Origin of the sequence: Corynebacterium sp. HMSC034E11, from assembly GCF_001835905.1 — a bacterium.
GTDB lineage: Bacteria > Actinomycetota > Actinomycetes > Mycobacteriales > Mycobacteriaceae > Corynebacterium > Corynebacterium coyleae.
Genome location: NZ_KV826407.1, coordinates 31,217 through 53,794, shown reverse-complemented (window position 1 = coordinate 53,794; position 22,578 = coordinate 31,217). Strand labels below are relative to the sequence as shown.

The following is a 22,578-nucleotide window of genomic DNA, read 5'->3' as shown; positions in this document are numbered from 1 at the left end:
CCGTTTATCCTACGTTGCCGTTCAGTTCCACCAACGCAGTGGCAATCGCCGCCCGGCCCTCACCCGAACCAGTGAACCCCATGTGGTCCGTCGTCGTCGCCGACACCGACACCGGGGCCCCCAAAGCCTGCGACAACACCCGCTCTGCCTCCTCACGCACCGGCCCCATCTTTGGGGTCTGGCCGATCATTTGGGCGGAAACATTGACGACGGTGTGGCCGTGGTCGTCGATAAGCACCCGGAGCTCCTCGAGCAACTGCACCCCTCGGACCCCGTCATACTCAGGGCGGCCGACCCCGACGAACGAGCCGAGATCCCCAAGGCCCGCCGCCGACAGCACCGCGTCCACGATCGCGTGGCTGACAACATCGCCATCTGAATGACCTTCGCAGCCATCCTGGCCCTCGTGCAGAATTCCGGCGATCCAGCACTCCTTCCCGGCCTGGATCTGATGGGCATCGAAGGCAGTACCAACTCGCAGATTCGTCATGGACTGAACACTACCCACTCCGGGGACGCCGAGTCGTATTCTTCGAAGCCCTCGCGCTCCAGTTCGAGGTCGCGCAGGTGTCTCTTCAGCGAGGCGAGGAGTTCCGGCGTAATCTCCGGCATCTTCTCCGGCGCATACTCGAACTTGCGGCCAAACTTATCCTCCAGCGTGGTGATCGTTTCCACGCAGGCTTCCCAGTCGTAGTCCTTTTCGTACTGCTCCACCGCCGAGTGACACCGGGCGTTGAACTCCGCACTGTCGCGGCGCCGCTTCCGACGCTGTTCCAGAGTGGACTTCCACCGCGGGTTTTCACCTTCGGCGAGATACTCGACGATCAAGCCGTCGGGTTCGCTGACCTGGAAGGTGCCGTCATCGAAAAGCCAGACGACTTCGCCCGTGACGTGATCGACCACATAGGTAGCGCGGCGGTCCGTCTTGATGTTGTGGTGACGCTGGCACAGACAGAACAGGTTCGACGGCGTCGTTTTGCCGCCGTTGCCGTAGGGAATGCGGTGGTCGAGCTGGCAGCGCTTCGCGGCAACGTTGCAACCCGGCCAACGGCAGGTACCGTCGCGGGTCTGCACGAATGCCTTCATTGCTTCGGTGGGCACATAGGCGTCGGTCTCGGCATGTTCAGCCTCGTCGAGGTCGATGACCTTCACCTTGGCGGTTTCTTTGAGCGCGTCGATGACTTCCGTACCGTCTGCCCCCGACCAGCCGAAGCCGGGAACGAAGTAGCCGGCGCCTGGGGTCTTCGGCGAAAACACGTGCAGCACCAACTGAATCGACGAGTGCTGCTGGCCGGTGAGGATCATCTGCAGTGCATCGTCACGACTGAGCTTGTGTTCCTTCGCGACGGCACCGACATACATATCCATCAGACCAATCGTTGCCGAGTCGCCAGAGATATTCAGACCGGCGTCCCCGTCGTCTTGGCCATAGAACACGCCTTGGCAGGTGCCGAATGGCGCATCTTTTGCTTTCTTGCGAGCTTTCGTTTTCTTCGGGCTTGGTGCCAACTTCGCATCGACTTGCTTAATCCGATCACGCAGGCGGCGCTTTAGCGACGTCGCCGATGGCAACTCCATCCCGGCAGAACGCGGCGTGAACACCTTGACTAGGTAGTCGTCGAACTCAGCCAACACTTCGGGCGTGGCGAGATCGTTCAACCGGTTTAGCACGGTCTCGATTGCGCTAAGGCGCGTGATATCGAGCCGTCGCGTATCAGCCTGCATTTGGCGCAGGTTCGGCAGGTCTGCCAAGACGCTATACCCAAGAATTCCGCTTTCGGCCCAGCTCACGGTACGGCCGGCGGCGCTTGCGATGCGCTGGCCTACCAGTTCGAAGTCGTCGATAATCGCACCGGGCTCAGCGTAAGCGTGAAAGATACTGTATTCCGCGTCTCGGATCGCTTGACCTGCGACGCTGATCTGGTCACCCTGACGTTCTGTGGCGAAGTATCCGGTAGACATTGTCCCCCCTTTCGATCTTTCAATCGAACATACATGCCACCACCGCGACAATGCAAGGGTTTTTCGAAACTTTTTAGATAATTCGTTCGAACACTCTAACTAGTTGCCGGGGATCTCGAACACGGTCGGCTCGGCCTCATCGGTAATGCTTTTCGCCAGGCGAAGATCGATCGGGGTGGTAATCTTGAACGCCATCGGATCGCCCTGAACAGTGGTGACGGGGGCGCCGTACCACTCCATCAGGGACGCGTCATCAGTTGCCACGAACTCGGGCGACTGCTCAAGGTAAGCACGGTTGGCGGCACGCAATTGACTCAGGTCAAAGCCTTGCGGTGTCTGTGCGGCCCGCAAACGGCTGCGGTCCAGCGTCGCCTCCACCGCATTCACCGCACCCCCACTGACCTGTTTAATGGTGTCCGCGACAGGTACAACCGGCACCACCGCGGGCGCGCCATCGAGCACGGCACGGGCCACGCGGGCAATCATTCCGGGAGGGGTGAGGGCGCGGGCGGCGTCGTGGACGAGCACGCAGGCGTCGTCAAGCGAAATTGCTCCGAGCGCCGCATAGATCGAGTCCGCGCGCTCCGCACCGCCGTGCACAAACTGCACGTCATGCCCCCGCAGGCACTGTCGGGCGTGCTCCTCCATGGCAGGGCTGATGACGACGACCACCTGGTCCACAATCTCGGAGGTTTCCATCGCGGTAACGGAACGCTCCAAAAGCGTGCGCCCGCGCAACGGAACGTACGCCTTTGGCACCTCAGCGCCCAGCCGGGTGCCCTGACCTGCTGCGGCAACAACCGCTACAACACGGCGGTCCAAGGGCTCGTCTTACTCGTCGTCGAAAGAAAGCTCGTCGAGGTCTACGTCATCTTCGGCGTCAACATCGCCCGGTGCCTCGGAGATACCGGCCTTGACCTGCTCGTCGATGATCTTCTGGATCTCGGCTTCCATCTCCTCGACCTTCTTCTCATCAACAGGCTCTGCAAGCGCGAGCTCACCGACGAGAATCTGGCGAGCCTTACCAAGCATGCGCTTCTCACCAGCAGAAAGACCCTTGCCCTGGTCACGGCGCCACAGATCACGTACAACCTCGGCCACCTTATTAATGTCGCCGGAGGCAAGGCGCTCCTGGTTCGCCTTATAGCGACGAGACCAGTTGCCGGCCTCCTCAACATCCGTCTCACGCAGCACGGAGAACACCTTCTGCAGGCCCTCCTCGTTGACTACGTCACGCACACCGACAAGCTCGGAGTTCTTTACGGGCACGCGAACCTCAAGGTCTGAGTGGAGAATCTGCAGCACCAAGAAGTCCAGCTTCTCGCCGCGCATCTCACGCTCTTCGATGTCGGCGATACGCGCCGCGCCGTGGTGCGGGTAAACGACCACTTCTCCGACCTTGAATTCCATAAACGCTCCTTGGTGCTCCCGGCGAAGTTTTGACCCCACAACCCTACCACCGCCTTCAAAGCTCCGAATAGGGGATAAAATGGGAAAAGTTGCTGTCTAGGCGCTAAAGTATTCCAGAGAATAACCTTCGAAACCGTTTGACTATGGAGGACCCCACGTGAAGTCCCTGAAGCAGGTAGCCGTTATCGCTGCCGCTGGCTGCGCATCCTTGGCCCTTGTTGGCTGCTCCGCTGGCCAGATTACTCAGACCTCGAACCAGGTCGCTGCTGTGGATGGTGCCAGCGCCGCAACCGAGAACGGCGAAGTTGCTGTGCAGGATGTCACCGTCGTCTTGGCCGAGGACGGCAAGGCTGCCCTCAAGTTCACCGCAACGAACCAGGACACCTCCATGACGGATCACACGTTGAAGTCCGTCACCGCTGGTGGCAACACCGTCAAGATCGCAAACAACAACACGATTAAGTACAACTGCGTGTTGGTTGCTGATTCCGCCGCGGGCCTCGAGCGCCTGCCGCAGGATGACGCGAACTGCATCAGCTACACCGCTACCTCGCTGGCTAACGACGATTTCGCGTACGGCGGCAACGTCCCGGTCACGTTCAACTTTGACACCGGCTCCATCGACGTTGTGGCTACCGTGTCTGCCCCGCACCTCGTTTCGGGCCAGGTTGACCGCGAGACTGGCGCGAAGCACTAAGAGCTTTTCGCTTATCGACGAACACATGCCGCTGGGTTAACCAGCGGCTTTTTCGTTTTCGAACACTTTTCGAACACTTGCAGGCTCCGTGTCGTGTGCGTGTTATACGGTGTCGCACATGGCTAAGAAACCTCGCGTGATCCACACGTGCTCCGAATGCGGCTACTCTTCCCCGAAGTGGCTCGGTCGCTGCCCTGAGTGCGGGTCGTGGGGAACGTTGCAAGAAGAAGCGCCGGCTGCGGTTTCCGCAGGTGCGGTGAAGACGTCTGCGCTGACACCGACGTCGCCCGCGACCCCGATCACGAAGGTGAACGCGACTGCGACGCGCACGTTGCCTTCTGGCATCCGGGAACTCGACCGGGTGTTGGGCTCCGGTGTCGTTCCGGGGTCGGTGGTGCTGATGGCCGGTGAGCCGGGTGTGGGTAAATCGACGCTGTTGCTTGAGGTGGCATCCCGCTGGGCGGCGATGGATGGCCGCAAGGCGCTATACGTGACTGCTGAGGAATCTGCAGGCCAGGTCCGTGCCCGTGCTGAACGCACCGATGCGTTGAAAGACACGCTGTACTTGGCGGCGGAGTCGAACCTCGACGTGGTGTTTGGCCACGTCCAGCAGGTCAACCCCTCGCTGCTCATTGTGGATTCGGTGCAGACCATGCACGCCGCGGGTGTGGAGGGTGTTGCGGGTGGGGTGGCACAGTCCCGCGCAGTAACGGCTGCGCTGACCACACTGGCGAAGACGACGAACCTGCCGATCATCCTGGTGGGGCATGTGACTAAGGACGGCAACGTGGCCGGCCCGCGCGTGCTCGAGCACCTGGTGGATGTGGTGTTGAACTTTGAGGGTGACAGGCAGTCGTCGCTACGCATGCTGCGTGGCATTAAGAATCGCTTCGGGGCGACGGACGAGGTGGGGTGCTTCGAGCAGACCGCTGGTGGCATCCGGGAGGTACCGGACCCATCGGGGCTGTTCCTCTCTCACCGTGGGAAGACTCCGGACGGTTCTGCGGTCACGGTGGCGATGGATGGTGTCCGGCCAATGCTGGCGGAAGTCCAGGCACTTACCGTCGATCCGGTGAATAAGAGCCCGCGACGCGTGGTCACAGGCTTGGATTTCAACAGGGTGCCGATGGTGCTCGCCGTCCTCCAGGCACGCTGCGGGCAGCGCACGAATGACAAGGACGCGTACGTAGCAACCGTTGGCGGTGTGAAGATCACCGAAACAGCAACGGATCTTGCGGTCGCGCTGGCTACATGGTCGAGCCTGCACGAAACACCGCTGCCGCCGAAGACTGTGGTCATCGGCGAAGTGGGCCTCGCGGGTGAGCTACGAAGGGTGCCTAACCTCGGACGCCGCCTGCAGGAGGCTGCGAGGTTGGGATACGAAAACGCGATCGTGCCCAGCGGAGAACTCGAACCGGTCGAGGGAATGCGGGTCAGTCAGGTCTCCACGCTCGGGGAGGCGATCGCGCTACTAGCTAAGTAACTACAAGAAACTAGGTGATGTTGAAGGGGGCTGCTTCCGAAGCATTGTCGCCGATGACCGTGTGCAGGAAGTAGGACCCCGGCTCGATCGCGGGACGGTCATCACACTTACCCGGTTGAGATACGGTGCCGGACCAGCGAGCCTGGTAGCCCTGCTTCTCCCCTGCCTTGTAGGTCTGGGTGCCGGACACGACGGGCTGGTAGCAGTCGGTGTCTGCCCACATGCGCTCGTTGGTACGCATGTCGTACACCTCGAAGCGCAGGATGTTCTCGTCAAGGTCGATGACGCAGTCGGTGTCGGTCGGGTTTTCCACTTCCATGTAGAACACAGGCTCGGTGCCTGCGGCGTAGGAGGGCTGGTTCGGCAGCGCCTTGATCCGCAGGTCCTTGAGTTCGCATGCGCCAGTGCGGGCCGGTGCGGCCTCAACACTGGAAGGTTCCTCGGACGGGGATGCGGACGCAGTCTCAGACGTAGATTCCTCAGGCGCGGCGACGGTCGGCTCGGTAGCCACGGTCGGGTTCACGGTTTGCTCGGTGGAGGTTTCGGTTGCCCCATCCGATCCGGATCCGCCGCTGCGGGCCATGGCGGAAAGCGCCCAGACCAGCAACGCCACAACCACGAGGAGGATGACGAGGGCCGCGACGCGGCGGCGCATGTAGATCTCCGGGGGCAATGGGCGCTGGTTCGACATGCTTATAACTTAATCGCCGAAGTTTTCGTAGGTGGTCTCGACACGGCCGTCCGACAGACGGTAACGCGCACCTACCACGCCGATGCGGCGCGCTTCCAGGCCGGCAACGACGGCGGGGATGCGGGCGACCAAGTGCTCGGCGCCGTGGCGGGCGTGGGCCTGCTCGACCTGCTCGCCACGCTTTTCGGCCTCGACGATGGAGGGGGCGATCTTCTCCACGAACAGGCGGGTCAGGCCGTGCGGGATCTCGCCGGACTCGAACGCCTGGACTGCGGAGCCGACAGCGCCACACTTTTCGTGGGACAGGAACAGCACGAGGTCTACGCCGAGGCCGTCGACGGCGAATTCGACGGAAGCGGAGACAGCGGAGTCGACGCAGCCGCCGGCGGTGCGGATGACGAAGATGTCGCCGAAGCCGGCGTCGAAAAGCAACTCGACGGGCACGCGCGAGTCAGAACAACCGATGACGCACACGGCTGGGTTCTGGCCGGACGTGAGCTGCTGGAGGGTTTCGGAGTCGCGGTTCGGGGCGACGGTGTTGCCGGTGGCGAAGCGTTCGTTGCCTGCGCGAAGCAGTTCCCACACTTCGCGCGGGGAGGTAGCGGCCTGGAGCTCTGTTGCATTAGTCATACCGGCTATTGTGGCACGCATTGTGCAGAATATTCGCCCAAATCAGGTAGTTGATTGGTACCGCGCCAACGCGCGGGATTTGCCGTGGCGCAAACCGGGTACGTCACCGTGGGGTGTGCTGATCAGCGAGGTCATGAGCCACCAAACTCAGGTGGAGCGCGTTGCGCCCATTTGGTTGGAGTGGATCGAGCGTTGGCCGACTCCGCACGATTTTGCGCAGGCGCGTATCGACGACATCCTGCGCGCCTGGGCCAACCTCGGCTACCCACGGCGGGCGTTGAGGTTGCGGGAGTGCGCGCAGGTGATCGTCGATAAGCATGGCGGCGTTGTGCCGGACGATGTGGACGCGCTGCTGGCACTGCCGGGCATTGGGGACTACACGGCGCGGGCGGTGGCGTGTTTCGCCTATGGGAAGAACGTGCCGGTTGTGGACACGAATGTGCGTCGCGTGGTGGCGCGTGTGGAGCGCGGCCAGGCGCTGGGGGTGCCGGGGAAGAAGGAAATCCAGGAGGTTGCGCGCCTGCTTCCGGAGGACAACGGTCCCGAGTTTTCGGTCGGGCTGATGGAGCTTGGTGCGCTGGTGTGCACCGCGAAGGCGCCGAAGTGCGATGCGTGCCCGATTGCGCAAGATTGTGCCTGGTTGGCGGCGGGAAGGCCGGCGCCTGAGGAGGGGCAGCGGCGGCCGTCGCAACGCTTTGCGGGCACCGATAGGCAGGTGCGCGGCAAGATCATGAAGGTGCTGCGCGAGGCAGATTCGCCGGTTGAGCAGGCGATTATCGATGCCGTCTGGCCCGACGACGCGCAACGCTCACGCGCCCTGTTCTCACTGTTGGAGGACGGCCTCGCTGAACAGGATGAGCGCGGTTACTTCCACTTACCGCGGTAGGTCAGCCCACCCGGCAGCTTGATCCACACGCCGCCACGCGAGTTGATGGTCACTGGCCCGACGCGTTTGGAGGCGGAAACGCCCGAACCGGAGTAATTCAGCCAGCTGTCCTTGCTGAGCTTCTGGCGCTTACGAAACTGGAATCCCATAGTCGGCAGTTTACACTGCTGTACATGCAAAAACGTTGGTGCTCCCTGCTCATTCCGGTGTTATTGGCCCCATCCGCGCAGGCTGCGGACCTGAGCGCGGAGTCGTTGTCGTCGCTGTCGTCGGTGGGGTCGTCCACAGTCGATGTGGTGCGTGACGCGTCATCGTTGTCGTCGCTTCCGGAGTCATCGTGGAAACCACTGGCCGGCGCACCAGGTAACGAGGCGGGCTCGCTCGATGCGGTGAAGCGGGTGCCGGGCTCGAATGGCCAGCGCATCCGCTACACCTCCACCAACGAGCAAGGCGAAAAGGTCGCGGTGACCGGGGCGTTTTACAAGCACCGCCGCGCGAAGGGACTCATCGCGCTCGCACCGGGCACGCGTGGTCTGGGTGATCAGTGCGCGCCATCGGCAGGCTCGTCCATGCTGGTGCGCATCGAAGACGGAACCGTGAACATTAACTACGAGGCGCCCCTGGTACAGAAGCTGCTGGATGCCGGCTATTCCGTGGTGGTCACCGACTACATCGGGTTGGGCACCGATGGGTTGCACACCTACTTGAACAGGGTGGATCAGGGGCATGCGCTTATCGACGCCGCCCGCGCCGTCGCAAAACCAAACCAAAAAGTGGGCTTCTGGGGCTACTCCCAAGGCGGTGGCGCTGCCGCGGCCGCTGCGGAACTTGTCGCCGACTACGCCCCCGAACTCAACGTGATGGGAACGTTCTCCGGCGCCCCGCCAGCCGACCCGCTGGGTGTGCTGGAGCAAGGTACCGCACCGATGCTCACCGCCGTGGCCGGTTTTGCCGCTGCGAGCTACTCCGAAAGCTACCCGGAATTCGGCGAGGCCCTGCAGGAACACCTCACCGACGAGGGCAAAGTCTGGCTCGAAGGACTGAAAACCTCGTGCGTGGTCGACGCCTCGTTGTCTGCGCCAGCCGACCCTTCCACACTGTTCACCGCAGGCAACTCGTTCGCTGAAGTGGTGCACTCGGATGAGCGGCTGGCGAAGTATCTGGAACTAAACAAAATGGGCACCGTCGCACCGTCTGCGCCGATCATGGTGATGACGAATGCCGACGACGACCTCGTTCCGGAGCCGCAAGCCACCCAACTGGCAGAGGACTATTGCGCCGTCGGTGCGCAGGTGGAGTACCGACGCGTGGTGGTGCCGGGTTCCCCGACGCAACCGTTGTCGTCGGGGCGTCTGCAGTTGACGCCACGCGTTCCTGGTTCGGGCCATGCCGCTCCCCTGCTTTTGCAGGCCGATAATGCGATTGCGTGGATGGATGATCGTTTCGCCGAACAGCCTATGAAACGGGTGTGCCCCTCCGACCACCCTGCATATGAGGTGGTGGAGGGGCTCAACGCGGTGGAGATCACCGCGTTAGTCCTGGGCATCCTTGGCGTGCTCGGTGCCGCAGCCGCCTGGTGGGGTTACACCGGCTCGGGGCCGTTGTCTTCCTTGCCCTCGTTGCCGTTCTGATCTTCGGCGGTCGTGTCGCGCTCATCCGGGTATTCGGAGGCTTCAGACTCCGGCTGGGCGCGCTCCGGCTCGATGTCGCGGACCTCTTCTTCCAGCTCGACGTCGAAGGCCTCCGCTGGCAGCGGGCGTGGACGTGGGGTGAAGGTGAAGGTCGCATCCGGGGCGGCCTTGCCACGATCCTTGCGGGCCGTCTCCACGTCGCCGTCCCAGCCCTCGACGTCCACGGTGATGATCTCGCCGGCACCGATCTCGCCGAAGAGGATCTTCTCGGACAGGATGTCCTCGATCTCGCGCTGGATGGTGCGACGCAGCGGACGTGCACCCAGCACGGGGTCGAAACCACGGACTGCAAGCAGGTTCTTGGCGTTCTCGGTGAGCTCGATGCCCATGTCCTGCGCGGCCAGGTTCTTGTCCACTCGAGCGATGAGCAGGTCCACCATCTGGACAATCTCTTCCTGGGAGAGCTGCTTGAACACGACGATCTCGTCGATACGGTTCAGGAACTCCGGACGGAAGTGTTTCTTCAGCTCGTCGTGGACCTTACCCTTCATGCGCTCGTACTGCGCCTCGGAATCCGCAGCGGTATCCCCGGTGAAGCCCAGGCCGACCGGCTTGGAGATGTCGGAGGTACCCAGGTTCGAGGTGAAGATCAGCACCGTGTTCTTGAAGTCCACGTTGCGACCCTGGCCGTCGGTGACGTGACCTTCTTCCAGCACCTGCAGGAGGGTGTTGTAGATCTCCTTGTGGGCCTTCTCGATCTCGTCGAAAAGCACGACCGAGAACGGCTTGCGGCGCACCTTCTCGGTGAGCTGGCCGCCCTCTTCGTAGCCGACGTATCCCGGAGGGGCACCGAAGAGACGCGACGCGGTGAAGCGGTCGTGGAACTCGCCCATGTCCACCTGGATCAGGGAGTCGTCGTCGCCGAAGAGGAACTCTGCAAGCGCCTTCGACAGCTCCGTCTTACCCACACCGGATGGGCCGGCGAAGATGAACGAACCGGACGGACGGTTCGGATCCTTCAGACCTGCGCGGGTGCGGCGGATGGAACGGGACACAGCCTTGACAGCCTCGTCCTGACCGATGATGCGCTTGTGCAGCTCGCCTTCCATGTTGAGCAGGCGCTTCGACTCGCTCTCGGTGAGCTTGAACACCGGGATGCCAGTCCAGTTGGCCAGCACGTCAGCGATCTGCTCCTCGCCAACCTCGGCGATGTCCTCGAGGTCGTCCGAGCGCCACTTCTTCTCCTTCGCGGCGCGCTCCTCGGTGAGCTTGCGCTCCGATTCGCGCAGGCTAGCTGCCTTCTCAAAGTCCTGGGCGTCGATCGCCGCTTCCTTTTCCTTGCGGACCTCAGCGATGCGGTCGTCGACCTCACGCAGGGAATCCGGGGCGGTCATGCGCTTGATGCGCATGCGGGCGCCGGCCTCGTCGAGAAGATCGACTGCCTTATCCGGCAGGAAACGGTCATTGATGTAGCGATCTGAAAGGTTCGCTGCAGCCTTGAGTGCATCGTCGGTGTAGGACACGCGGTGGTGCGCCTCGTAGCGGTCGCGCAGGCCCTTGAGGATCTGGATGGTGTCCTCGATGCTCGGCTCGTCCACCTGCACCGGCTGGAAACGACGCTCAAGGGCGGCGTCCTTCTCGATGTGCTTACGGTATTCGTCCAGCGTGGTTGCGCCGATGGTCTGGAGCTCGCCACGAGCCAGCTTCGGCTTCAGCAGCGAAGCAGCGTCGATCGCACCTTCGGCGGCACCGGCGCCGACGAGGGTGTGGATCTCGTCGATAAACAGGATGATGTCGCCGCGCTGGTTGATCTCCTTGAGCACCTTCTTCAGGCGCTCCTCGAAATCACCGCGGTAACGCGAACCTGCAACCAGGGAGCCCAGATCCAGCGAGTAAACCTGCTTGTCCTTCAGGGTCTCCGGGACGTTGCCGTTCGCAATGTCGAGCGCCAAGCCCTCCACGACGGCAGTCTTACCGACGCCCGGCTCACCGATGAGCACCGGGTTGTTCTTGGTACGGCGCGACAGGACCTGCATGACGCGCTCGATTTCCTTGTCACGGCCCACAACCGGGTCGAGCTTGCCTTCCTTGGCAGCTGCGGTGAGGTTACGGCCGAACTGGTCGAGTACGAGCGAGTTGGAACGCTCGCCGCCCTGCGGGCCGCCACCACCTGCGCGGTTGCCGCCAGCACCCGCACCTGCAAAGCCCGGTCCGCCGCCCTGCTGCGGGGACTCCGGATTCTGTGCCTCGCCGCCCTCGTAACCAGACAGCAACTGGATAACCTGCTGGCGCACACGCGGCAGGTCAGCGCCGAGCTTGATCAGCACCTGCGCCGCAACGCCCTCGCCCTCACGGATCAGGCCGAGCAGCAAGAACTCGGTGCCGATGTACTTGTGGCCCATCTGCAAACCCTCACGCAGGGAGAGCTCCAGGACCTTCTTGGCACGCGGGGTAAACGGGATGTGGCCGGTGACCGGCTGGGTGCCGTGGCCAATGATGTCGATGACCTCGCGGCGCACATCCTCAAGGTTGATACCCATGGATTCGAGGGCCTTCGCGGCGACGCCCTCGCCTTCCTTAATCAGGCCGAGCAGGATGTGCTCGGTGCCCATGTAGTTGTGATTGAGCGCGCGCGCTTCCTCCTGCGCCAGGACGATGACGCGACGGGCCCGGTCGGTAAACCGCTCGAACATGTGGCTGACCCCTTCTATAGCTAAATCGTTGTCCACCACCATAACGCCGGGGTGCGACATCACTTCCCACGTTTTGGCTGCGGGGGGCGTGGAATCGTCAAAAAGCAGTGCTCAGAGGGGATGTTCACCCTTAGCGAACATCCCTGAAATACACGTTTTCGTGCATCCGAAAATGTCTAGGCAGTCGTCGCTTGCGTTTTCTTCAAGGCTTCGCGTTTGTTTTCAGAAAGTTTCCGTGCGACGCGTTGGCTCGATGCATAGCAGATTAGGCCAAAGGTAAAAACCACTACTCCCCAAGACAACGTCGCAACAGCGCCAAGGGGCAACACGGAAGCCAGCAGCGCCAATAAGCCGATAACGTAACTCAAAGCACCGGCAATCATCAAAGACTTCCCCGCGTTGGCAGACCCGAGGATTCGACTGCGATACTGCGAAAGATCGCCATAATCCGCATCATCGTCACTAAAAATCATCCACTGGTAGACTCCGGCCGCCCAAAGGGCGATCGTAGAGAACACAAGCGAACCCGCCCCAAGAGCCGTGGCTTTTTTGTAATCTTCAGAGTTTTGGAACGTCGGCATCGTATTTTCGGTGAGACTCTGCATAGGGGACACTATGAGACTTTCTGCGGGGGACACCAACAGAAGCACTCCTAGTACTGAGAAGGAGAACATGAAAAGCGCGGTGGGAAGCATTGGTAGGCCAACCTTTTCACCTCGCCGAATGCGTGAGAGGGTGAACGCCCCAGCAGCCTGATCAGCATTTTTCCAATACCGACGTGCAAATACGAACACTCCGACCGCATAAGCAGGCAAGATAATCCAGACCAACATGGTATTTCCCAACAACAAGGTCAGGATTGCAAAGATTATCCCCGAGAGTCCAATAATACTCGCAAGCTTGCTGGCGTGATTCTCGCTCTCTAATCCTTTTTCTACCTTTTGTTGTGTAGCGAGCTCCTCACGAAGGTGCACTATCTTTTCAAGACTGTTCTGGAACGGACCGAAACCGTCAATACCGTTGATAGTTTCAGTTGACTCAGGTAGATGCACCTCAGTGCGGCTAGTTTGTGCACTGTTAATCCACCGTTCCAACTGCTTGATGCGTTCTTCTCTGCTAGAGATATCCAACCGTGCAGCAGCGGTCATATCGTGAATCTTTTTGTCCGCAGCATGTTCCGCATTTTCTGCCCTATCTACGCCGCGCGAAAGAGCAAGTTCCGCATTGTTTATTGCAAGATAGTAGTTTTCCAACTGTTTAATCATTGCTGCCACCTGACGAAATCTTCCTTATCCATTGGCATCACGGGAGTAACGACTTCAATGCCTTGCTTCGCCCCCGTTCGGCTAAATGAAGCCGCTTTCGCGCTGTTTAGCTCCGGAATTCCAGACTGTGCGATACCGGCTGCAACCATAAAGTCGTCGACTGATGCTTCAGTAAAAACAACGTTTTGGAAAGACTCTGCTCGCATTGCCCGGTTCATGACCGACGCAGAAGTCCAATGCCCGATGAAGTGAATTCCTCTTCTCGGCCATTTCTGGAGGAAGTTTTCGTCATCCGAGAACTGTTCTGGACCGAAGTCTTCATTTTCCGCACCGAGCGCGAGCACTAGGGTTCCCGGCCCGTCTTCGAGCTGATCTACGAAACGGAATACATCATCGTCGATGCCCAACCGGAACACCTCCGTTCCCATTGCGCGAAGAGTATCCATCCATGTTTCAAGGTTGGAGATTCGACGCTGCGATGGCAATTGGGTGTCATACACCACCACTCGGAGGTGGTTAACAGCTTTCGCTGCCGACAAGGTCATCATCTGCATCATGCCAATAGCAGCGCGCATGTTTGTGCCCAAGATCAAGACATGGTCGCCCGACTTAGGCTGCATCTCGTGATACGCAAAGTCTGCGTCGATTGTGGCTCTTTGCCCGAACACCACCGGAAAGCCATCTTCGTTTGCCTTCGGCAGACGGCTGCAATCAAGCGACGAAAAGTAGACAGGCTGATCGCCACGATAGATCCGTTGGGGAAGCGTGGTGGAACTTGCATATTCATTCGCAAGCTGACGCTGAATATCGTTGTGTTCTTGCTTATCAGCGTAAGCAACCACAAACAGTTGGTTGTCCGTAGGCGCTCCACCCTGTTTGTTAATGATCGCCTGACCCCGGTAGCGCAGATCACCTGCTGCTTTGTTGTCATTTCGAAGGAAAAGGGCGGATTGCTCTGCCCCCATTCGCAACGCAATCCTCAAGGGGGTTTGGTCAAAGATTGCATCTTGCTTGCCAGAGTTCATTCTGATTCCGGACAAGGACTGAGACGCAACTATAAAGTGCAACCCGGACGATCGGCCCTGACGCGCCAATGTATCCAGCAACTCAGTAGCCCGGTCAGCATCATCATTGGAGAATAGGCCTTGGAACTCGTCGATAATCAGCAGCCACCGCGGTAGATTTTCTCCGGTTACTTCGCGGTACATCTTGTAGTCATCGACCCTATTCGCCTTAAAAAGCGCGTTCCTGCGTTGGATCTCATTCACAAAGTGCTCGAGCGCGGAAATGCCGAAAGCAACATCGGACTCCGTAGAAACTACTCGGGCATGGGGGAGCGCTGGTTTATCTTCATCCTCAATAAACTGGTTGAACTCCACGCCTTGCTTAAAGTCCAAAAGGAACAGCTCGAGTTCATCCGGCGAATAGCGTGACGCAAGAGAGTAAATGATCACCTTAAGCAGGTTCGACTTACCCGTACCTGCTGCACCACCGATCAAACCATTTGTAAGGGTATCGCCGATGGTGAAGTCGATTTGGGAGGTACCGCTCTTACCAATTAACGCAGTAATGCCTAGCCTGCTGGATTCAGTCTTAAAGCTCTGAAGCATTGGTACCAGCGGAATTTCGGGAAGCGCACCTTGCTTCGCTTCAATTGCAACTAGCTTCGAAAGCGCTACGACAGCTTCGTCGCTAGGTGCGTCAAAAGTAACTGGTATCGCGTTGTCACCAGTAAAACGCGTCCCCTCAATCGAAATCTCTTGAGTTCTACCTTTCCAATAGGTGAATTCAATCGAGGACTTCAGCGCTGCTTCAGTGAGTTGAGCATTCACACTCATCAATACGACATGGATGCCGTACTTTGGGCCGCTCTCCATCAGTTTTGTTAACTTGCCACGTGTGCGCTCGTCTAGGTTGTACCAATCTTCCATCACAACGAGCAACCGGTAAGGAAACTCCTGTTGTCCGGTCTCGGACACCATCTCCGTCAGGGATTCGAACTTCCCCTTCATTGCTCGGTTTACATCTTCAAGACGCTGAAGGTGAAAATCGAGTGTCTCTTCAAAGGCCTCTGGCGTCCGTGAAATCTCCCGGTAGAGCTCACGGTTGTCATCTGACATCTCGTAAAACAGAGAAAGATCGCCAATCATTGATGGGTCATAGACCGTCACCAGCATTTGACCGGGCTGAACCGAAACGTACGCGCCAAAAACTGCGGAGCGAGCAACCTTTAGCGGCCATGCTTGAGTCGATTGACCGCGAATCCACAGATTCCTAGATCCAATAAATGGGGCCAGCGCATCCAGCGGAGCCTTTGAGACACTTTCTGCTTCGATTGCCCCTACACGCAGGAGTGGTTTTACTTCTGTTCCGCGAGTAATCTCGTCGTGCTCCACACCCCAGTAAATGTACTGAGATCGCAGATTCTTTGAAATCGACAGAGCTAGGTTACGTTGCTCTTCCTCTTCTCTCTCATATTTTTCAAGGATCTGCGAGGATTCAGTACCCGACTGGGCTTTTGTCTGACTGGTAAGACGATCTAGTTCGCTTCCGATCTGGATGCTCTCATCTTTTAGCCTCTTGATTTCAGCCTCATAATTCTGACGGGCTGTATCAAACTGATTGGCTGCGGTTTGCTCTAACGTGGCCAGCTCAGCACGCAGGTGTGACGATGAATCGGATTGAATTAACTTTTTCTTGTTGAAAAGATTATTAAATACGCTCAATGCCATACTCCTCCAGAGCGGTGAGCGTCCGCCGAAGCTTCTGCCCCGTGTCGAGAATTTGCCGTTCAGCCTCCATCAGCAAATGGAGGATTTCCTGCAGAGAGCTTTGCGACGATCCGTAAAAGACTCGCCGGGCTTCCGACGCTGCTGATTGAAATCCTGGCACTTCGGATTCCAAAGTACGGAGCAATGTGTAGAACTCATCGTGAAGGCGGTGCAGTTCCACTTTGATGTCATTTGACGATGCCATGTTTAATTCACCCTAAATTCTGCGTGCGTAACTTGCAGCCACATCGCCGACTTGTTGCAGTACACGCTGAGTTCGTTTGATTGCAGCATTGGTTTCCTGCAAATCCGCGGCTACTCGCCTATCTAGACCTGAACCTGTACCTTCGAGCAGCTTCGTTGCGTTTTGTGCCGCGTCGGACGTACTGGTGGTGTACCGGTTGATGGTTGCTGCAAGATCGTTCGCTCGTCTAGCAAGCTGATACGCTTCTCTTTTCAAATCTTCGACGCGACTCATACTGTTTCTCTCATTGTCTTTTCCATTGACCAGAACATGAATCAGAATATCCCATGTCACGTCTGTAGTAAGGACGTCCATGGCACGCAAAGCGGCCGTCACGCTAGATCTACACCGAGCAAATGGCACTAAACGCGAAAAAGTTACGAAAACGAGGTGCTGCGCTGCCACGCACCCTTAGCGAACATCCCTGAAATACACGTTTTCGTGCAGTTTGCAGCCCGGATTAAACGGGTGCCCGCACGAGGGGCACGCGGCCCCATACTCGGCATGCGTCATCATGTAACCGCACGCGCCGCACATCACAGAGCGCAGTTGCTTATCGACGCCCACAAACCGGTGATCCGCCAACTCGTCATGGCACAGCGAACAGGCCCAGAGTTTGTGGCAGGCCCCGCAGGTGTTGGCGACGACGTCGTGCTCCGAATGCCAATGCGCGCACCGGCCTTGCGGGTCGACGTCGATACCGTGGATTTTCATTAATTCACCGGGATTACGGAGCCGCTGTACTTCTCGCGGATCCACTCTGCGGTCTCCGGCGAGCTCAGGTCCGCCGCCAGCTTCTCAATGCGGGGATCCTTCGCCGCGTCCTCATTGGCTGCGAGGATATTCACGTACGGGTTGTTCTCCGGGCTTTCGGCAATGACAGAGTCCTCCGACGGGTTCAGGCCAATTTCCAGAGCGAAGTTCGAGGTTACGATGACACCAGCGACAGACTCGTCCGACAGCGACTGAATAACCAGGGTGTCTTCGACCGGGACGATCTCAATGTCCTTCGGGTTGTCGGTGATCGACTGCAGGTTGATCTTGGACACGTTTGCCGGATCGATCTCCTGGTCCAGACCGATGACACCGTTGGCCTCCAGCAGGATCAGCGCACGGGCAAGGTTGGACGGCGAGTTATGAGTCACGATCTTCGCCCCCTGCTCCAACTGGTCAATGGACTTGATGGAGTTGGAGTACATCCCCATCGGCTCAATGTGGACTCCGACGATGTTGACCAGGTTCTTGCCAGTCTGAGCATTCCAGTCCAGCAGGTACGGCGAGTGCTGGTAAAAGTTCGCGTCCGCGGAACCGTTGGCCACCGACATGTTCGGTTCCGACCCACCAGAAATGACCTTGACATCCAGCTCGTACTCCGGATTTTGCTCGTCGACGTAGCGCAGAATCTCCGCGTGGGGCGTGGCTTGCGCCAAAACGGTGAGCGGTTCTTCACCGCCCGAATCACTGGAGCAAGCAACGAGGCCGAGGCCAACTGCGGCAGACAAAGCAACGGACGCGAAACGCTTCATGGGGAAGCCCTTTCCCTATCGTGAACAACTTTGTCTGCCAATACTAGACTATGCGGTTCACAGTAGGTCAAGAATTACTGAATCCGCGATCCCAAGCACCGCCTCACGTGCATCTTCAGCGGTTCGGGCGGCAAGGGCATCATCGGCCATCTTCCGGCAGGTATCCATGTCGTGCAGGCGCAGCGCCGCGCGCACGGCGTTGACCTTGCCGGGCGCCATAGACAGTGACTTCACGCCAAGGCCGACAAGGACGAGGGCCATGAGCGGGTCGCCGCCGGCCTCACCGCACACACCGATGGGCTTGCCAGTAGCTTCACCGCCGCGGCAGGTCTCGCGGATCATGGACAGCACCGCCGGCTGCCAGGGCGAGAGCAGTTCAGCGAGTTCGCCCTGCATGCGGTCAGCGGCCATCGTGTACTGGGAAAGGTCGTTGGTGCCGATGGAGCCGAAGTCCACAACGTCGAGCACCTGCCCGGCGCGAATCGCGGCCGCAGGGGTTTCGACCATGATGCCCACCTGCTTCAGGCCAGCAGCGCGGGCACGTTCGGCGAACCACTCGGCCTCCTCGACCGTGGCGACCATGGGCGCCATCACCCACAGTTCGGCGTCCGGCACGTTACGCTGCGCGTTGGCGAGTGCCTCCAACTGGTCGGCGAGCAGATCCTCGCGGGCTTGAGACAGTCGCAAGCCGCGGCGGCCGAGGGCTGGGTTTTCCTCCTCGCCAAGGTCCGCAAACGACAGCGGCTTGTCGGCGCCGGCGTCGAGGGTGCGCACCACCACGCGACGCTCGCCGAAGGCCTCGAGGACCTTGGTGTAGGTCTCGGTCTGCTCGTCCATGCTGGGCGCGGAGTCGCGGTCCAGGAAGAGAAACTCAGAGCGGAACAGGCCGGAGCCTTCCAGGTCGTAGCCCGCAGCCTTCACCGCGTCTTCGGCGGTGCCGATGTTGGCCAGCAGTTTCACGGCGTGGCCGTCGCGGGTGGCGCCGGCGCCGGCGGAGCCTTCCAGTGCGGCGGCGCGGCGGCGGGAGCGCTCGTCGAGTTCGGCGACGTCCTCATCGGACGGGGCGACGATGATTTGGCCGGTGCTGCCGTCGAGGGCGATGCGGGGGTCGTCGACAATCGCATCGGAAATGCCCTTGACCTGCACTGCGGCGGGGATGCCGAGCTGGGCGGCGAGGATCGCGGTATGCGAGGTCGCGCCACCCGCCTCGGTGACAATGCCGAGCACCATCGCAGGGTCCAGCGTGGCGGTCTCAGCGGGCGCAAGATCGTGCGCGACCAGCACAGACGGTGCCGTCAGATCCGGCACGCCCGGCTCCGGCAAGCCGCGAAGGCGTGCGGTGGCGCGGTCGCGGATGTCGTAAAGGTCGGTGACACGCTCGGCCATGTAGCCGCCGAGTTTGCGCAGCTTGTTCGCGTATGTCTCCACCGCATCGTGCACCGCTTTGGTGGGGCCACTGCCCTTCTTCAGTTCCTTGTCCACCCCGCGGATCAGGCCACGGTCCGTGGCCAGCGCTGCGGTGGCCTCGAGCACGTCCTGCGACGCCTTCGAGTTGGCGTGCGCCGCACGTTCGCGTAACGACGACGCCACCTCCCCCAACACTTCCCGTATCCGCTGACCATCCGCCTCGGGGTTCACGGAGGCGGGCTCGTGGTTATCGATACCCACCGCCGGGGTCACTACCGCGACGGGTCCGCAGGCAGTACCAGCGGACACACCAATGCCGTGAAGAACTGTGCGCTCAGTCATGCCACCGAGCCTACTCGGCGGGCGTGATCTCGAGGATGGCATCTCCAATTTCGACGGTGCCATCGGCCACGTCGTTTACTCCGCCGAGTTTCTTGGAGTTGACCACGGTGGTGATCACAGTGGTGTCGACCCCCTTGGCGGCAATCGCCGGGAAGTCCACCTCCGCCAGCGCGTCACCGGCAGCGACAACCTGCTTCTTCTCCACCAGCGGGGTGAATCCCTCGCCGTCGAGTTTCACGGTGTCGATGCCGATGTGCACCAGCAGTTCCGCGCCGTCGTCGGTCTTGATGCCGTACGCGTGGCCAGTCTTCGCCACCGAAATCACCTTGCCCGCAGCAGGCGCAACCACGGTGAGTTTGTCATTCGCCGGAATCACACCAACAGCCTGGCCGAGGGCGCCGGAGGCGAAGGCGGCGTCGTTAAGCGCTGCCATCGCCACAACCTCACCAGCGACAGGAGCGAGCACTGTGCTTTCAGTGCTTTGCGACGACCCCACAACCGCAACCGGCTCCTCCTCACGAGCAGCAGCCGCGCGAGCAAGCGCGTCTGCCTTCTCCTCAGGGGTGCGGTAGTCGGTGATCAGGATGATGAAGAACGAGGTGAAGAACGCCACTGCGATGGCGATCAAGTAGACCCACATCGGGTCGAATACGAACACGGTCGGCAGCGAGGTGAACACGAACGCGTTGGTCTTCACGCCACCGAACGGGGTCCCCAGAACGGCGATGGTCAAACCACCGGCGAAGCAGCCGACGAGCATGCGCGGGTAAACCTTCTTAAAGCGCAGGTGGATACCGTAGAGCGACGGCTCCGAGATGCCGCCGAGCAGGCCCGCGGCAAGTGCGGAACCGGAGGTCTGGCGCATCAGCGGATCGCGGTCGCGGATGGAGATCGCCAGCACCGCGGCGGTGGCGCCGAAGCAGGCAAAGTTCCACGCACCCATTGGTCCCTGGATGAAGTCGTAGCCAAGGGTGTTGATGTTCACCAGCATCAGCGCGTTAAGCGGCCAGTGCAGGCCAAGCGGAACCAGGAACGGGTAGAGCATCGGGATCAGCAGCGCGAACAGGAACGGCGCATTGCCGTTCATCCACGCCAGACCAGTACCGATCCACGCGCCGAGCAGGTAGCCGAACGGGCCGATGATAAACGCGGTGACCGGGATCATGACCAGCAGCGTCAAAAACGGCACAAACACCATGTGCACGGCAGACGGAATGATCTTCTGCAACCCCTTGTACAGCAGGGCCGCAACAGCCGCCATGATCAGCGGCACGAACACGTTGCCGTTGTAGCCGTTCAGAATCATCGGCAGGCCGAACACATCGACGACGTCGGTCGGTGCGCCGAACAGATCGATCACCCGCGCATCGGGGTGGTCCTTCAAGTCAATGAAGTCCGGGGTAAATAGCGCAAGCATGATCGCCGCTGGCACCCACGGGTCGATGTTGAGCTTCTTGCCCGCGTTGTAGGCCACCGCCACCGGCAGGAAGAAGAACACCGAGCCCCACATGGCGTCGACGAACTGCCAGCCCGGCGTCTTCACTTCCGCGCGGAAGTCAATGATGTGAAACGCGTCGAGGAACGCCGCAAACGCAATGATCAGCGACGCGCCCAACAGCACACCCAGGATCGGGCGGAAGGAGTCGGAAAGGTACTCGAAGAACGTATCCAGCCACGGCATCTTGCCCTTAGCCTTGTCACGCTGCTGCTTCTTCAGCTCGTCGTTGGAAACCGAGCGGCCCGCCATCTCGGGCAGGTTATTGATCGCGTTGTACACCGTAGCCACGTCACCACCGACGATGACCTGGTAGTGGCTGCCGCCCTGGGGTACCGCGCCCATTACCTTCGGGTTTGCTTCGAGGCGGTCTTTGTCGGCCAGGGAGGCGTCGTTTAGTTCGAACCGCAGTCGGGTCGCACAGTGCGTCATCGATGCGATGTTGTCGGCCCCGCCGATTCCGGCGAGGATATCGGCAGCCTGATCTTGCAGGCTCGCCTTAGTGGTCGCCATGCTGATGCTCCTTTCAACCACATGGTTTAGTCACATCAAACGTTAGTTGGTTATAACCACCGTGCACAATTAGCAGGGATCGAGATATTCCTCACGATCCGACAACACTCGCGCGTTCCCGCCGTAGTTCTTCTTCGCAGCACACAGCGCATCCGTGTCGTGGCCAAAATCGAGGTACACCGGGTAAATATCGTTGCCATCGACCTGTGCGCGAAGCGACGGGCAGTGGCCTGGATAGGTGAACTCAGCATTTCCATCGCCGAGATACGCAATGTCAAACGCAAGCTTGGAGTGTGTCGAGCCAATATCTCCGTCCGCAATTACGGAATCGAGAATGAGAATTCCTCGTCCATCACAATTCGGCGCAGAGATTTGACGCTTAACCCCTTCAAACTGCGCCTCGATAATCACGCCATCGCTGTCGCGCTTAATCCCCCAGTTTGGGTCGAGTGTGCTCGATGTCGGCACAGGAGTGGAAGCCTTCGCCTGCTTCTTGTGCGGCGGCTCCTGACCAGGCGGGTATACGCCGCAGCGTGGCTCCTTATCCGCCAGGGATTCGGGAACGCCGAGCTCCTCAAGACGACCCGGGTTAAAGCACGGCCGCGCCATACCCATGCCATCCCACACGCCGTCAGCCTCGACCTCGACCCAGTGCTTACCGTCCCACTGCGCGAGGATGATGTTGCCGGAATTCGGAACTCCAGGACGAGTGAAGCCACCTTCGCAAGGACCATACATCTCAAACTCTTCAAGCCCTGGCGAATTTTTGATTGCATCAGTGGAGCAATCCGGTGGGGGCAGCTGCGACGTTGTTGTGGTTGGCGTGGTAGGCACCGTTGGCTCCGCAAGCTCTGCTTGTTCACTACTGCCACAGCCTGCCAACGAGGCTGCGAGGAGTACCCCGGCTGCTGCGAGGGGCCAACGGCGCATCG

21 protein-coding genes are annotated in these 22,578 nt (G+C 60.0%); 4 read left to right on the top strand and 17 right to left on the bottom strand.

Annotated elements, in window-relative coordinates; all coding sequences use genetic code 11:
• Positions 1-4: 4 nt before the first annotated feature.
• The 4 genes from ispF to HMPREF2690_RS07760 all read right to left on the bottom strand — a co-directional run bounded on the left by ispF (position 5) and on the right by HMPREF2690_RS07760 (position 3,372).
• Positions 5-490 (bottom strand): 2-C-methyl-D-erythritol 2,4-cyclodiphosphate synthase, encoded by a 486-nt coding sequence (gene ispF, locus HMPREF2690_RS07775; RefSeq protein ID WP_070820590.1) that lies wholly within the window; start codon positions 488-490, stop codon positions 5-7.
• Positions 487-1,962: an HNH endonuclease signature motif containing protein gene (locus HMPREF2690_RS07770; protein ID WP_070820589.1), complete on the bottom strand. Its 1,476-nt coding sequence runs from the start codon at positions 1,960-1,962 to the stop codon at positions 487-489. Before HMPREF2690_RS07770 ends, ispF begins: the two co-directional genes overlap by 4 nt.
• Before the next feature lie 99 nt (positions 1,963-2,061).
• Complete coding sequence (gene ispD / locus HMPREF2690_RS07765; RefSeq protein WP_070820588.1) at positions 2,062-2,784, bottom strand: 2-C-methyl-D-erythritol 4-phosphate cytidylyltransferase; 723 nt, start codon at positions 2,782-2,784, stop codon at positions 2,062-2,064.
• A 9-nt stretch (positions 2,785-2,793) separates the two neighbouring features.
• Positions 2,794-3,372, bottom strand: a complete 579-nt coding sequence (locus HMPREF2690_RS07760; RefSeq protein ID WP_070450262.1) for a CarD family transcriptional regulator — start codon at positions 3,370-3,372, stop codon at positions 2,794-2,796.
• A gap of 157 nt (positions 3,373-3,529) precedes the next feature.
• On the opposite strand from HMPREF2690_RS07760, the gene HMPREF2690_RS07755 reads away from it, so the two are divergent.
• Together HMPREF2690_RS07755 and radA are read left to right on the top strand one after the other, a co-directional pair.
• Positions 3,530-4,069, top strand: coding sequence for a hypothetical protein (locus HMPREF2690_RS07755; RefSeq protein ID WP_070820587.1), 540 nt, complete (start codon positions 3,530-3,532; stop codon positions 4,067-4,069).
• Between the two features lie 118 nt (positions 4,070-4,187).
• Positions 4,188-5,552, top strand: a complete 1,365-nt coding sequence (gene radA, locus HMPREF2690_RS07750; RefSeq protein WP_070820586.1) for a DNA repair protein RadA — start codon at positions 4,188-4,190, stop codon at positions 5,550-5,552.
• A gap of 10 nt (positions 5,553-5,562) precedes the next feature.
• Here the strand turns inward: radA and HMPREF2690_RS07745 are convergent, their stop codons facing one another.
• A complete protein-coding gene (locus tag HMPREF2690_RS07745; protein ID WP_070422493.1) occupies positions 5,563-6,243 on the bottom strand; it encodes a hypothetical protein in 681 nt (226 codons plus the stop codon).
• A gap of 9 nt (positions 6,244-6,252) precedes the next feature.
• A complete protein-coding gene (locus HMPREF2690_RS07740; protein ID WP_070820585.1) occupies positions 6,253-6,873 on the bottom strand; it encodes a carbonic anhydrase in 621 nt (206 codons plus the stop codon).
• Positions 6,874-6,883: 10 nt separating this feature from the next.
• Between HMPREF2690_RS07740 and HMPREF2690_RS07735 the strand changes: the two genes are divergently transcribed.
• Positions 6,884-7,759 carry an HhH-GPD family protein gene (locus HMPREF2690_RS07735; protein ID WP_371326020.1) on the top strand — a complete coding sequence of 292 codons (876 nt, stop codon included), beginning with the start codon at positions 6,884-6,886 and terminating at the stop codon, positions 7,757-7,759.
• Here HMPREF2690_RS07735 and HMPREF2690_RS11710 read toward each other — a convergent pair.
• Positions 7,738-7,908 (bottom strand): DUF4236 domain-containing protein, encoded by a 171-nt coding sequence (locus HMPREF2690_RS11710; protein ID WP_083279432.1) that lies wholly within the window; start codon positions 7,906-7,908, stop codon positions 7,738-7,740. The genes HMPREF2690_RS07735 and HMPREF2690_RS11710 overlap by 22 nt on opposite strands.
• A 24-nt stretch (positions 7,909-7,932) precedes the next feature.
• Between HMPREF2690_RS11710 and HMPREF2690_RS07730 the strand changes: the two genes are divergently transcribed.
• Positions 7,933-9,390: a lipase family protein gene (locus HMPREF2690_RS07730; protein WP_070820584.1), complete on the top strand. Its 1,458-nt coding sequence runs from the start codon at positions 7,933-7,935 to the stop codon at positions 9,388-9,390.
• On the opposite strand, the gene HMPREF2690_RS07725 is transcribed toward HMPREF2690_RS07730, so the two are convergent.
• From HMPREF2690_RS07725 to HMPREF2690_RS07690, 10 genes are all read right to left on the bottom strand, one after another.
• A complete protein-coding gene (locus HMPREF2690_RS07725; protein WP_070820583.1) occupies positions 9,342-12,083 on the bottom strand; it encodes an ATP-dependent Clp protease ATP-binding subunit in 2,742 nt (913 codons plus the stop codon). The two genes, HMPREF2690_RS07730 and HMPREF2690_RS07725, sit on opposite strands and share 49 nt — an antisense overlap.
• Positions 12,084-12,259: 176 nt before the next feature.
• Entirely contained in the window at positions 12,260-13,357 is a 1,098-nt protein-coding gene (locus tag HMPREF2690_RS07720; RefSeq protein ID WP_141761223.1) for a hypothetical protein, read from the bottom strand.
• A complete protein-coding gene (locus HMPREF2690_RS07715) occupies positions 13,345-16,080 on the bottom strand; it encodes an FtsK/SpoIIIE domain-containing protein (protein ID WP_070820581.1) in 2,736 nt (911 codons plus the stop codon). Before HMPREF2690_RS07715 ends, HMPREF2690_RS07720 begins: the two co-directional genes overlap by 13 nt.
• The gene (locus HMPREF2690_RS07710) at positions 16,061-16,324 is read right to left on the bottom strand and encodes a hypothetical protein (protein WP_070820580.1); all 264 of its coding nucleotides are present in this window, start codon (positions 16,322-16,324) and stop codon (positions 16,061-16,063) included. Before HMPREF2690_RS07710 ends, HMPREF2690_RS07715 begins: the two co-directional genes overlap by 20 nt.
• A 12-nt stretch (positions 16,325-16,336) precedes the next feature.
• Positions 16,337-16,699 (bottom strand): hypothetical protein, encoded by a 363-nt coding sequence (locus tag HMPREF2690_RS11955; RefSeq protein WP_141761222.1) that lies wholly within the window; start codon positions 16,697-16,699, stop codon positions 16,337-16,339.
• A 75-nt stretch (positions 16,700-16,774) separates the two neighbouring features.
• Positions 16,775-17,077 carry a CHY zinc finger protein gene (locus tag HMPREF2690_RS11705; protein ID WP_083320344.1) on the bottom strand — a complete coding sequence of 101 codons (303 nt, stop codon included), beginning with the start codon at positions 17,075-17,077 and terminating at the stop codon, positions 16,775-16,777.
• Entirely contained in the window at positions 17,077-17,889 is an 813-nt protein-coding gene (locus HMPREF2690_RS07705) for a MetQ/NlpA family ABC transporter substrate-binding protein (protein WP_070820579.1), read from the bottom strand. The genes HMPREF2690_RS11705 and HMPREF2690_RS07705 overlap by 1 nt, the downstream gene beginning before the upstream one ends.
• Before the next feature lie 57 nt (positions 17,890-17,946).
• On the bottom strand, positions 17,947-19,638 hold the full coding sequence (ptsP, locus tag HMPREF2690_RS07700) for a phosphoenolpyruvate--protein phosphotransferase (protein WP_070820578.1): 1,692 nt from the start codon (positions 19,636-19,638) through the stop codon (positions 17,947-17,949).
• Between the two features lie 10 nt (positions 19,639-19,648).
• Complete coding sequence (locus HMPREF2690_RS07695; RefSeq protein ID WP_070820577.1) at positions 19,649-21,646, bottom strand: glucose PTS transporter subunit IIA; 1,998 nt, start codon at positions 21,644-21,646, stop codon at positions 19,649-19,651.
• Positions 21,647-21,715: 69 nt separating this feature from the next.
• Positions 21,716-22,576, bottom strand: a complete 861-nt coding sequence (locus tag HMPREF2690_RS07690; RefSeq protein ID WP_141758886.1) for a hypothetical protein — start codon at positions 22,574-22,576, stop codon at positions 21,716-21,718.
• Positions 22,577-22,578 lie beyond the last annotated feature (2 nt).